Origin of the sequence: Haloglomus irregulare (assembly GCF_007421925.1) — an archaeon.
Classification (GTDB): Archaea; Halobacteriota; Halobacteria; order Halobacteriales; family Haloarculaceae; genus Haloglomus; species Haloglomus irregulare.
In genome coordinates this window covers 188,809-199,975 of record NZ_QMDX01000003.1, presented here as the reverse complement: position 1 = coordinate 199,975, position 11,167 = coordinate 188,809, and the positions used below count along the sequence as shown (strand labels likewise).

The window sequence follows — 11,167 nt, the reverse complement described above, 5'->3', positions numbered from 1 at the left end:
ACCGCGAACAGGTTGAGCGCGCCGCGGAACTGGACGAGCAGATCGAACGCACCGATGAGTTGATCGACGAGATCGTCTACGACCTGTATGACCTGACCGACGAGGAGATCGCCATCGTCGAGGCGACCGTCGGGGACTGACTGCATCCGCCCGAGCGCGACGGGCGGTTTCAGGCCCAGTCGGAGAGGAACTCGACGACATCGTCGAGCGCCGGATACGCGCGTTCCACCCGCTCGATGCTCCGGCGGACCGCCCGCGGTGACATGGTCTCCTCGGCGATGCAGACGCCGGCGTGGTCGGTCACGTCGGCGAAGTCCGTCCGGTCGTAGGTGAGGACGACACGATCCGATTCGTGCGCCGCGTCGAGGACGGCCGTGTCGCTGGCCCCCGTGTCGAGCAGGTCGCGGACGCGTTTCACGTCGTGGCCGGCGGCGGAAAGCGCCGAGACGTGAGCCGGTATCACGTTCTCGTCGGCGAGCAGTCGCATCTACGCCCGTTCTTTGAACTCCTCCGGGTCGACAGGGCGGTTCTCACGGATCCGATCGACCGCTTCGCGTGCGCTGGCCTCGATAGCCCGGATCTCGTCGGCGTTCTCGAACGCGTAGGCGAGCGCCGCGTGGACGTCCGCGACCGTCACCCCGTCGTAGCTGGCGGCGACCTCCTCCGGCGTCTCACCGTCCTCGTACCGTCGGTAGATGTGAACGACGCCGATGCGAGTCCCCTCCAGTCGCGGGTCACCATCCAGTACGTCGCCCTCGGAGACGACCGGTTTCATACCTACAGCTGGAGCGCCTCAACTGATAAGTTCGAGGGTGCGTGAGGCCGTATCCGGCGCCGAGGACGAATCGTGGCGACCGGGAGGAACGCAGTTCATGCGGCGAGCGCCTCCACGCGGGGGAAGACGGCTGGAGCGTGATGAACGACAACGCGACGAGCACCATCCCCTCGCTGGACCGGCGGGACGCTCACCCTGCCCGCACTCGCGGACGTGCGCGATGGCCTCCGCGAACAGGTTGAGCGCGCCGCGGAACTGGACGAGCAGATCGAACGCACCGATGAGTTGATCGACGAGATCGTCTACGACCTGTATGACCTGACCGACGAGGAGATCGCCATCGTCAAACCGGCCGTCGGGGACTGACTGCATCGCGCCAGCCGACGGGGGCGCCGCGGAAGAGCACGGCCCGTTCTCCGGCTGGACTCGACACCGCGCGACACGATTTTATCCGCGGGAGACGACGTCCCGGTATGACGGGTGGGAGAGGCGACACCGACGACGCCGAACCGGAGGAGATCGCCCGGGAGTTCGAGCGCCGGGTGATGCAGCTGGAGTCGACGGTGCGGGAGGCCCACGGGGAACTGTTCGAGAGGCTCCAGGAGCGCGACGAGGAGCTGGAGCTGCGGGAGCAGCGCATCGAGACGATGGAGCGCGAGCTCCGGACCGTCGAGGAGCGGGTGCAGGAGCTGGAGGACGAGCTGGAGGCGCTACAGGGGGGGTCCTGAGTCCGGGGCCTCACCAGCCCTTGCAGTCCGAGCAGACCAGCCCCGCCTCGTCCCGCCAGCGCCGTTCGACGGTCGCGCCGCACGCGGCACAGTCGGCACCCGCCGGCGACCATGCGTAGGTCGACCGCGCGGGCGTGACCGCATCGGCATCGGGCGACGGCCACCCCGGGTCCTCGGACGCCGTGGTGTCCTCGTCATCTGCCGGTTCGGCCGACCCGTCGGGTACGTCCGTGGGGGACTCGTCGGCGTCGCCCGGACTCTCCGTCGCGTCTGCGTCCGGCTCCGTGTCCTCCTCGGCCGCGTCCCCGCCTCCGAGGAACTCGTCGAGCGAGGCGTCACGGGTCATACCTGTCCGCGGGGCGCCGGCGAGTTAGCCCTGGCGGTGCGAGCGCCGGCAACGGACAGACTGAAGACGCGAGCGGCGAACGTTCCGGCATGGTAGAGTCCGGTATCTCGCCCGCGGAGGCGCTCGACCTCGTCGTGACGAACGTCCTGAGCGACCCCGTCACGCTCGTGCTCGTCCTGTTCGGCGCGGCGTTCGTCGGGGGAGCCTCGGCGGTGCTCGGCTACCTCTCGCTGGGCGCCGCCGTCGAACAGGTCGCGGCGCTCGTCCCGCGGCGCGGGTCGGCGTCGGGGCCGAACGAGGAGAACTGACCGCGGGTCGGTCACACCGGTTCGTTGCCGCGCCGCCGTCTCACGCCTCGATGCCCGCCTCCTGAGCCGCCCGGCCGGCCAGCTCGATGGCGGTGTCGAGGTCCGGGCCCAGCGGCGAGCCGACCACCAGCGAGTCGGCGTGGTCGAGCACCGCGGCCATCCGCTCGGCGACGGTCTCGGGCGTGCCGGCCATACAGAAGGCGTCCACCATGGCGGGCGTGACGCGGTCGAAGGCGGCGGTGAAGTCGCCCGCGGAGAGGTCGTCGCCGATGGCCGCGGCGCGGTCGGCGTCCAGCCCGTGCCGGTCGAGCACGGGCGGCGCGGCACCGGCGGCGATGAAGGCGACGGGCTGGCGGGCGAGCTCCCTGGCGGCGTCGGCATCGGCGGCGACCGAGACGCTGGCGTACGCCGCGAGGTCGGGGGCGTCGCGGTCGTCCGGACGGTCGGCGGCGCCCTCGTCGATGCGGTCGCGCGCCCACGCGAGGTCGTCCGGATGGGAGCCGTTGAACAGCAGCCCGGTGGCGTGCTTGCCGGCCATCCGACACATGTTGGGCCCCTCGCCGCCGACGTAGACCGGGATGTCCGCACCCTGCGGTGGTTCGAACTTCAGCTCGGCACCGCTGGCCTCGAAGGTGCCGTCGTGGTCGACCGTCCCGCCGGCCCAGAGGTCACGGGCGACCGAGAACGCCTCCAGCACGGAGCGCAAGCCCCGCTCGTCGGCGAGGCCGAGCGACTCGAGTGCGGAGGGGTCCCCCGGGCCGATACCGTAGACGGCGCGGCCGTCGCTGGCCTCGTCCAGGCTGGCGACACGGCTCGCGAGCGTCACCGGGTGGGTCTCGTACGGGTTGATGACGCCCGGGCCGACCCGGAGGTCGGTGGCGCGGGCCAGGCGGTCGCACGCGACGAACGGGTCGCGGTTGAAGAAGTGCGAGGAGACGAAGGCGGTGTCGAACCCGGCGTCCGCCGCGTGGACGCCGAGGTCGGCGATACGGCCGACAGGGTGTTCCGGCGTGAGTTCGATTCCGAGCATGGTTTCGTTGTAATCCGTGGTTTCGTTACGCTATCTCCGATGTTCGCTGTGAGATCGGGTGGTTCCGTGACTCAGGCGTCCGTCTCGTGGCTATCGCCGCCGAAGGTCCACTCGCGGAGCGCCTGCCTGACGACGTCGTCGTCGGCGCTCCGGAACAGGTTCTCCGAGCCGGCGTGGTCGCCGAACTCGAAGTCGCGGACGACGGCGACCGGCGTCCCGCCCGCGCCCTCGCCGGTGACGAGGTTGGCGGCCGCGGCGAGTTCGTCGACGACGGACTGGACCGTTGCCTCCAGCTCCCGGCCGTCGCGGTCGTGCTCGCCGCGCCAGTCCCGCGAGGCGGGGAGCCCGGCCCAGCCGACGGCGACCCCGCGTTGCCCGTAGCGGAACGGCCGCCCCGACGTGTCCGTGACGACGACGCGGTCGGCCGGCAGCGACTCGCACAGGGCGGCCGCGCTCGCGCTCGGGGCCTCCGGCAGCAGCAGGAGGTCCGCGTCCGGGACGTTCGAGCGGTCGATACCCGCGTTCACCGTGATGTGGCCGAACCGGGTCACTGCGAGGATGAACGGCGCCTCCAGCAGCAGTGCCTCGCTCTCGGCCAGCACCGCCTGCGCGAAGCGGGGGTCCTTCTCCTCGCCCTGGATGGCGCCGAGGCGGTCGGCGATGCGGCGGGCGCGCTCGCCCGCCGGGAAGTCGTCGAACGACGCGGTCCGGCCCTCGGCCTTGGAGACGACCGTGCTGGCGACACAGACCACGTCGTCCGGGCGGAGGTCGACCTGCTCGGCGACGAGCCGGGCGAGGTCGTCGCCCTCGCGGACCTCCGGCAGTCCCTCGACCGCGAACACCTCCATACCACGGGTCGGGGACGGACGCATATAAGGGGCGTCGATAGCGGCCAGTCGGTCACCCGTGGGGTGGCTGGACCCGGCTCGACACCACCCACCCCGGCTACGCGCCGGCCAGCTCCCGGACGCGCTCGATGTCCCAGGCGAAGCTCCGGCCGTCCTCGGTGGGCGTCTCCAGCACGAGCGGTACGTCCGCGATCGCGTCGTGGGTGACGAACGCCCGCATCCCCGTCTCGCCGATCTCCCCCTCGCCGATGTGGGCGTGCTCGTCCTTGTTGGTGCCACGGGCGTGTTTCGAATCGTTGAGGTGGACGCAGGCGAGCCGATCCAGCCCGACGGTGGCGTCGAACTCGGCGAGCGTCTCGTCCACGCCCTCGGGGGTCGAGAGGTCGTAGCCCGCGGCGAAGGCGTGGGCCGTGTCGAGACAGACCGCCAGGTCGTGGCGGGACTCGTCGCAGACGTGCGCGAGATGCTCGAACTCGTCGCCGAGCTTGGTACCCGAGCCCGCGTCGGACTCGACCAGTATCGTCACCTCGTCGGGGACCGCCAGTTCGTCCAGCGACGCGACCGCGTTCGCGAGGCCGCCCGCCACGCCGGCGCCGGTGTGGGCCCCGAGGTGGACGTTGACGTAGTCGATGCCGAGGCGGTCGGCGACCTCGAGTTCGGTCTGCATCGACGCGACGGACTTCTCGTGGAGGTCGTCCTTCGGCGTGCAGAGGTTGACGAGGTAGGAGGAGTGGATGACCCACGGCCCGACGTCGTGGTCGGCCGCGCGCTCGCGGAACGCGGCCGCGTCGCCGTCGTCGATGGACGGGTCGGCCCAGACCTGTGGGGAGTGGCTGAAGATCTGCCCGCAGTTGCCCTCGTACTCCAGCTGTTCGTCGACCGCGTTCTGGACGCCACCCGCGATGGAGGTGTGTGCGCCGACCCTGAGCATGGCTGATGGTGCGAGTGCGGAGCCGTAGTGTCTTCCGGTCGGGGGCGGCCGGCGGGCGCGACCGACGCCGGGTGCCGGGGCCACGATGGTGACCCACGGCGGCGAGCGACCGCCCTGTCACTCCGTGACCTGGTCGCTGAACCCCCACTCCTCGGCCCGCCGCTCGGCCTCCGCCCGGGCCTCGGTCTTGACCCGCTCGATGCGCTCGGTGTCGTCCAGGAACGCCTCGACGGCGCCGAGGTCACCCGCGTCCGGGTCGGTCCGGCAGTCGGGCGCCAGCCGGCGGGTCCGTTCGGCCAGCTCGGGGACGCCGGCGAGCCGCTCTGCGGGCACGCCCGGCGGCACCCGCCACGCGGCGACGTCGTGAGCCTCGGCCAGGCCCGACGCCCCGCAGGCGAGCAGTTCGACGCGCCACGGCGCCCGGACGAGGTCCGCCAGCGCGGACTCGCCGCCGCGGCCGGTGCGCTCGTGATAGGCGACGACGGGCACGCCGTCCGCGAAGGTGAGCAGGCCACGACCCCGAACGTCGAGCAGGAGCGCGTCGCCGGGGACGACCGTCGCGTAGCCGGTCAGGCGGCGGTCCAGCGCGTCCTCCAGCAGGTCGCCGGGGTCGGGAACGACGCGTGACCGGAGCAGTTCCCCGCGCGGGAGGCGGGGGCCGTCGCCGGGCGGGTCGCTCATGGCGGGTCCGGGATGACGGCGCTGCGGAACCGGTCGGCGACGCGGGCGGCCGCCCCCGGCTTCGGGTCGAGCCGTCCGGCCGCCGACCGGAACGCCCGGGCGGCGGACGAATCGGGCGCGTGTGCGAGCAGCGGTTCGCCGGCACGGCGCGCCTCGCGGGCGGGCTCCGAGGCCGGCACCTGCCCGAGGGTCGGGCCGTCGAAGTAGCGGCCCGTCTTCTCGACGACGGCGTCAGCGTCGCCGCGCACCTTGTTGAACAGCACGCCCGCCACGTCGGTCCCGTAGGCGGCCGCGTACTCGCCGACCTTCAGGCCGTCCGACAGCGCGGGGATGGTGGGTTCGAGGACCACGACGGTTCGGTCGGCCAGGACGACCGGGAGCACCGCGCTCTTCGAGCCGAGCGTCGCCGGGGAGTCCAGCAGGAGCACGTCCGTCCCGCGGGCGAGCGTGGCGACGGCCTCGCGCAGCCGCTCGGGGTCGGCCGCCTCGAAGGCCGCCAGCGAGGTACCACACGGGACCACCCGCATCCCGAACCGGTCGTACGTCGCGGCGGCGACGGGCGCCTCCCCCAGCAACACGTCGTGCAGCGTCGTGTCGGCGTCACCGAGCCCGGCGTGGAACAGCAGGTTCGCCATCCCGGTGTCCGCGTCGACGACCGTCACGTCGTGCTCCTCGGCCAGCGCCATCCCCAGCGCGAGCGTCGTCGTCTTGCCCGTGCCGCCCTTGCCACTCGCGACGGCGACCGCCTCGACCATTACGCTCGTTTGCAGGGTTCCCACTGATAAAATTTGGGAGCGCGACCGCCAGGCCGCGCGAACGCTCCGCGTGACGTGTTCACGTGACAATGCTTAAGAGCCGGGGGCCCACAGGGTAATGCAAGCCTTTATTTCACGCGTGCGATATCAAATCCTTTTATATAATTTCAATATAACATGCAATGATATTAGTGTGTGATGGATTCAGAAAACGCGAAGCGATCGGCTGCAGCGTACCTCAAGGAACACCCGCGGATGTCCGGCGTGCTGTTCACCGTCCTGCTGCTGCTGACGCAGGCAGGGAGCGTGGCCGCGAACGGCGCCTCCGGCGCGGGACCCTGATCAGACGAAATCCGGATCGTCGGTCCAGCGGAGATCCCCCTCGAAGCTGATCGGTGGCACTCCGTAGCTGAAGAACCTGGAGAGTTCCTCGCGTGAAAGCTCGTAACTGCCGATCATGCCGGAGGAGAGGGAGTAGGTGTTCTCGACACGGTCGAGGAACGGCATGAACTCCGTCCCGAGGCCGTGGGTCGGAGTGGGAAAGCCGTTGAGCGTCAGTTCGAAGCGGTTCTCGCCGAGCCGTTCGAGTTCGCACAGCAGCGCCGTCCCCGTGTTGGCCTGCATCACCGACATGCTCCCGTCACCGACCACGACGTAGCGCTGGCCGACGGGATGGTGGTCCCGGGCGAGGTCGAGCGCCGACCGGAACGGGAAACCGTGCTCCAGTAGCCGGGCCATCGTCCGGCCGAGGTCGACGGCGCCGGCGTTCGTCACCGTGCCGTGGCTGCCGACGCCGGCCACGGCACCCCCCTCGACGAGCGCCCGGGCCTGCTCGTACGAGCGGCAGGCGTTGAGGAAGAAGGTCTCGACCCCGGTCGTCGCCAGCGACCCGCAGTCCAACTTCCCGTCCTCGCAGACCAGTCCATCCGGTTCGGCGTGGCCGATGTAGTGGAAGTAGTCGTGGTCGGCGGCGAGCAGGGCGGCCAGTTCGTCGGTCGAGCGGTCGTGGTGGAGGCTGACGTCGAACGGGAGCCGGTCGCGCTGGCGGTAGACGGTCTCGACGTCCGTCTCCTCGTCCATGGCGGCCTCGTTGCAGACGACCGTGATGTCGATCTCCCCGTCGCCGGGGTCGCGACCGAGCCGGTTGTGGTATGCCGTCAGGAGGGCCTTGCTGGCCCGGAACGGCACTCCGTCGCCGACCCAGACCCGCTCCAGCGCGTCGGCCGGCCCCGGGGTGACGAACTCGGAGGCGTCGGGCACGTCGGCCCCGCCACGGGCCGGCAGCGCATCGGGGGACGGGCCCTGAGGGGGCGTGTCGCCGCGCCGGGTCCCCCCGTCCGGCACCGACTCGTCGGAGAGGAAGGAGTCGACCGCGTCGGCCTGTGCCGACCCGGCGTCGGTCGACGAGGGGGGCTCGCGCGTCGCCCGCCTCGTCCGGACGATGGCGAGGTCGTCGACCAGGAAGGGGAGCATCCTGACCGACGCGGCGGTCGGCCGGGCGGTCGCCGCGACTTTCCACTGTGGGAGGTGGGGCTCGATCGTCCCGTAGGGAACCGTCAGGTAGCGCCGGACGCGCTCGGGGTGGGTGGCGTCGTACAGCGCCGGGAGGTCGACGTCCAGGCGGTCGGCGAGCCGTTCGCGCTCAGCGAGCCGGCGGCCGGACCCGTACGCGCCGTCGTAGCGGACGAGACAGTCCATGAAGAACACCGTCCGTAGCGTCCGTTCGACGGCCCGCTCGAACCCCCCGTCGCCGGCCAGCGAGTGGGCGGTCCCGTCGGTGACCAGTCGGGGCTCCGCCGCGGGGCGGACGGGCGCCCCGAGGTAGTACGCCAGCGGCGCCCCGGCGAGGGCGGCAGCCGTCGTCTCCGGCAGTTCGAGCCGGAGGTCAGTCGCCGGCGGGGTGAGCCCGCTGGTGTCGAGTTCGTCGCCGAGTTCGACCGCGGGCGGGTGGCCCCGGAGGCTCGGGTAGGACCGTTCGGGCCGGGTCGTGCCCAGCGCCGCGCCGAACGTCGAGACCGTCGCCAGCAGGTCCGCCGGGTCCGTCGTCGTCGTCACCGTCGTCGCCGGCCGGGTGCGCCGGGAGCGCGCCCCCACGACGACCGTCGGGCGGCCCGCGAACTCGATGCGGGTCTCGGTGAGGTCGGCCTCGATGTCCACGGCCGACTCGACAAGGAGGTAGCATTTCACCGTCGACAGCAGTTCCAGCGTGTACTGCCCGTGGTCGAGCGTCGCCGATTCGAGATGCTCCACGCTCGCCGCCAGCGACCCCCGCTCGTCGCGGGCGTAGACGGGCACCTGCGAGGAGAGGGTGATGGCTCCCGTCTCGACGGCCGCCGCGGCGTCGACCGGGTAGGGGAACCGGTCGGCCGCGGCGGCCGTCGGCGTGACCGGGTCGGACGTGTCGAGCCGGTACTGATGGTTGTCGACGGGGTCGAGGACCCGCAGTCCCGGCGGGCCCTCGGTCGCGACGAACGAGACCCCGGCGCCGTCGTCGGGCGTCATCCGCCGCCCGCCCCGGTCCCGGGGCCATCACCCCGTGTCCCCGAACGCGTCAGCAGCAGGGCCGACGGTATCCACCGGCCGTGGCTCGGGCCGGCGACGGACACGCACGGTCGCCGGGCCGACGGGCGACCCCGCGGCTCGCCCTGCACGTCCAACCACATCTACTGGCACCGTTCGCCCGAGCCGGGTAAAAACGTTCGTCCACCTGTACGCACGGGGAGTCGGGTCCGGGACGGCCGCCCGACAGACGCCCGTCCAGTCGCGCCCGGGCGCATGGTCGGTCGGACTCCCACGGCCCACAGTATCGGACGTTCGTCTATATCAGCGGAACGCGGTGACAGTTCGTCGAATATCTCCCCGGCATCGACCCGTCGAGCCCGACGAATATCGGGTTCCGTTGCCGGCGACCGGCACGGTTGGTGCAAGGATTGCCGGGACTGACAGGAAAGAACATGAAGGTTTATACAGTACCGACGAGCATGATGGACTGAGGACAGCGCCCCTGTCCACATACCGACCATGACGGACCGCCACACCCACGAGATCGAACCGATGGTTCCGGAGATGCCGCGACAGTCCAGCGAGGAGACGCCCACGCTCGCCCAGGACGGCGGTCGTGTACTCACCCGTGACGAGGAGGCCGGCGCTCCCCTCGTCCCGAAGCTCAACTGAACGGCCCGTTCACCGCCGAGTTCTCCGACCGACTACACCCCGGAGCGGCGCGACCGTCGCGTCGACCCCGGGTCGCTTTTATCCGCCCACACCCTCGCGGGACGTGATGCGACGGTTCGGCGCCGACTACCTCCGGGAGACACGCCGCGGGATGTGGGCCGACTCGCGCGACGCCCTCGCCGACCTGCGGCTGTCCGAGGCCGGCAGCGTCCTCGACGTCGGCTGCGGGACCGGCGAGCTGACCGCCGTCCTCCGCGAGGAGTGTGCCGGGCGAGTGGTCGGACTGGACCGCGACCCCGGGCTGCTGGCCCACGTCGCCGGGCCCGTCCTTCGGGGCGACGCCCGGGCGCTCCCCCTCCCCGACGACGCCGTCGACGTGGTCGTCTGCCAGGCGCTGCTGGTGAACCTCCCGGACCCCGACGCCGTCGTCGCGGAGTTCGCCCGCGTCGCCCGCGAGCGCGTGGCCGTCATCGAACCCGACAACGCCGCCGTCACGGTCGACTCCACCGTCGACGCCGAGGCCGCGCTCGCCCGGCGGGCTCGACAGCGCTACCTCGACGGCGCCGCGACGGACGTGGCGCTGGGCGCCGGCGCCCGCGAGGCGTTCGCCGCCGCCGGCCTGACTGATATCAGTGTCCGCCGGTACGACCACGAGCGCGTCGTCGCGCCGCCGTACGCCGCGAGGGAGGTCGAGGCGGCGACCCGGAAGGCCAGTGGCGCCGACCTCCGCGAGCGCCGCGACACCATGAGCGGCAGCGAGGAGGAGCTCGACGCCCTCCGGGAGTCCTGGCGCGCGATGGGGCGGGACGTGCTCCGGCAGGTCCGGGCGGGCACGTACAAGCGCCGTGAGACCGTCCCCTTCCACGTCGTCGTCGGCGGGGCCGACACCGACCGTGGCTGACCGCAGCGGCCGGACGCTCCCGCAGTGACCACGGACGGGACCGGAAACCCCTAACCACCCGCGGGAGACGGTCCCACGAGACCCTCGATGGAGAAGGCGCTCTGGTATCTGATCGCCGGGACGCGTGGCGGAGCGAACCGTGCCCGCATCATCCGACTCCTCGACGAGCGCCCGCGGAACGCCAACCAGCTCGCCGACGAACTCGACGTCGACTACAACACGGCCCGACACCACCTGGACAAGCTCGCCGACCACGACGTCATCGAGTCCGGCGGCGGCGACTACGGCACGCTCTACTTCCTCACCGACCGCTTCGAGCGCAACCGCGAGACCTTCGAGGAGATCACCCAGCACCTATGACCGGCATGAACAACACCGTCGTCCTGGCGACCGCCCTCTCCGTACTGAACGGGCTCGCGCTCGCCGGCCTGCTGACCGTCTGGCTCCGCAACTACCGCGCCTTCCGCACGTCGATGACGTTCGGGCTGGTCGCGTTCGCCGCCGTCCTGCTCGTCGAGAACGCCGTCGCCGTCTACGTCTTCTTCTCGATGAACGCCCTGTTCGCGATGTCGCCCCCCGCCGAGACGGCCGTCCTCGCCATGCGGGGGCTGCAGCTCCTCGCGCTCGCGTTCCTGAGCTACGTCACGATGCAGTGACAACCGGGGAGACCGAGCGAACTCGGGGACGACA

General features: G+C 71.5%; 18 protein-coding genes. 9 read left to right on the top strand and 9 right to left on the bottom strand.

Annotated features, from left to right (window positions below):
• Positions 1-140 (top strand): restriction endonuclease (locus DP107_RS21385; RefSeq protein ID WP_144261615.1); only part of this gene is annotated, 140 nt, incomplete at its 5' end.
• A 29-nt stretch (positions 141-169) separates the two neighbouring features.
• Here the strand turns inward: DP107_RS21385 and DP107_RS07075 are convergent.
• Positions 170-487 (bottom strand): DUF5615 family PIN-like protein, encoded by a 318-nt coding sequence (locus tag DP107_RS07075; protein WP_144261450.1) that lies wholly within the window; start codon positions 485-487, stop codon positions 170-172.
• Positions 488-775, bottom strand: coding sequence for a DUF433 domain-containing protein (locus DP107_RS07070; RefSeq protein ID WP_144261449.1), 288 nt, complete (start codon positions 773-775; stop codon positions 488-490).
• 213 nt (positions 776-988) lie between these two features.
• Between DP107_RS07070 and DP107_RS07065 the strand changes: the two genes are divergently transcribed.
• Both DP107_RS07065 and DP107_RS07060 read left to right on the top strand, forming a co-directional pair.
• Positions 989-1,141, top strand: a complete 153-nt coding sequence (locus DP107_RS07065) for a restriction endonuclease (protein ID WP_185977212.1) — start codon at positions 989-991, stop codon at positions 1,139-1,141.
• Positions 1,142-1,248: 107 nt separating this feature from the next.
• On the top strand, positions 1,249-1,503 hold the full coding sequence (locus tag DP107_RS07060) for a hypothetical protein (protein WP_144261448.1): 255 nt from the start codon (positions 1,249-1,251) through the stop codon (positions 1,501-1,503).
• 10 nt (positions 1,504-1,513) lie between these two features.
• Here DP107_RS07060 and DP107_RS07055 read toward each other — a convergent pair whose 3' ends face one another.
• On the bottom strand, positions 1,514-1,849 hold the full coding sequence (locus DP107_RS07055; protein ID WP_144261447.1) for a DUF7573 domain-containing protein: 336 nt from the start codon (positions 1,847-1,849) through the stop codon (positions 1,514-1,516).
• 89 nt (positions 1,850-1,938) lie between these two features.
• On the opposite strand from DP107_RS07055, the gene DP107_RS07050 reads away from it, so the two are divergent.
• Positions 1,939-2,157 (top strand): hypothetical protein, encoded by a 219-nt coding sequence (locus DP107_RS07050; RefSeq protein WP_144261446.1) that lies wholly within the window; start codon positions 1,939-1,941, stop codon positions 2,155-2,157.
• Positions 2,158-2,197: 40 nt separating this feature from the next.
• Here the strand turns inward: DP107_RS07050 and DP107_RS07045 are convergent, their stop codons facing one another.
• The 5 genes from DP107_RS07045 to DP107_RS07025 form a co-directional block, all read right to left on the bottom strand.
• Positions 2,198-3,187, bottom strand: coding sequence for a 5,10-methylenetetrahydromethanopterin reductase (locus tag DP107_RS07045; RefSeq protein WP_144261445.1), 990 nt, complete (start codon positions 3,185-3,187; stop codon positions 2,198-2,200).
• A gap of 71 nt (positions 3,188-3,258) precedes the next feature.
• On the bottom strand, positions 3,259-4,035 hold the full coding sequence (locus DP107_RS07040; RefSeq protein ID WP_144261444.1) for a coenzyme F420-0:L-glutamate ligase: 777 nt from the start codon (positions 4,033-4,035) through the stop codon (positions 3,259-3,261).
• 97 nt (positions 4,036-4,132) lie between these two features.
• The gene (locus tag DP107_RS07035; protein WP_144261443.1) at positions 4,133-4,966 is read right to left on the bottom strand and encodes a deoxyribonuclease IV; all 834 of its coding nucleotides are present in this window, start codon (positions 4,964-4,966) and stop codon (positions 4,133-4,135) included.
• A gap of 117 nt (positions 4,967-5,083) precedes the next feature.
• Entirely contained in the window at positions 5,084-5,647 is a 564-nt protein-coding gene (locus DP107_RS07030; RefSeq protein ID WP_144261442.1) for a hypothetical protein, read from the bottom strand.
• On the bottom strand, positions 5,644-6,402 hold the full coding sequence (locus DP107_RS07025) for a nucleotide-binding protein (RefSeq protein ID WP_144261441.1): 759 nt from the start codon (positions 6,400-6,402) through the stop codon (positions 5,644-5,646). Before DP107_RS07025 ends, DP107_RS07030 begins: the two co-directional genes overlap by 4 nt.
• Before the next feature lie 198 nt (positions 6,403-6,600).
• Between DP107_RS07025 and DP107_RS19915 the strand changes: the two genes are divergently transcribed.
• Positions 6,601-6,744 carry a DUF7503 family protein gene (locus DP107_RS19915; RefSeq protein WP_238330806.1) on the top strand — a complete coding sequence of 48 codons (144 nt, stop codon included), beginning with the start codon at positions 6,601-6,603 and terminating at the stop codon, positions 6,742-6,744.
• On the opposite strand, the gene DP107_RS07020 is transcribed toward DP107_RS19915, so the two are convergent.
• A complete protein-coding gene (locus DP107_RS07020; RefSeq protein ID WP_144261440.1) occupies positions 6,745-8,904 on the bottom strand; it encodes a hypothetical protein in 2,160 nt (719 codons plus the stop codon).
• Between the two features lie 519 nt (positions 8,905-9,423).
• Here DP107_RS07020 and DP107_RS19910 point away from each other — a divergent pair.
• From DP107_RS19910 to DP107_RS07005, 4 genes are all read left to right on the top strand, one after another.
• Positions 9,424-9,576: a hypothetical protein gene (locus DP107_RS19910; RefSeq protein WP_185977211.1), complete on the top strand. Its 153-nt coding sequence runs from the start codon at positions 9,424-9,426 to the stop codon at positions 9,574-9,576.
• Positions 9,577-9,682: 106 nt separating this feature from the next.
• Positions 9,683-10,477 (top strand): class I SAM-dependent methyltransferase, encoded by a 795-nt coding sequence (locus DP107_RS07015; protein WP_144261439.1) that lies wholly within the window; start codon positions 9,683-9,685, stop codon positions 10,475-10,477.
• A gap of 87 nt (positions 10,478-10,564) precedes the next feature.
• Positions 10,565-10,837, top strand: coding sequence for a winged helix-turn-helix domain-containing protein (locus tag DP107_RS07010; protein ID WP_144261438.1), 273 nt, complete (start codon positions 10,565-10,567; stop codon positions 10,835-10,837).
• Positions 10,834-11,133, top strand: coding sequence for a hypothetical protein (locus DP107_RS07005; protein ID WP_202877362.1), 300 nt, complete (start codon positions 10,834-10,836; stop codon positions 11,131-11,133). The genes DP107_RS07010 and DP107_RS07005 overlap by 4 nt, the downstream gene beginning before the upstream one ends.
• Positions 11,134-11,167 lie beyond the last annotated feature (34 nt).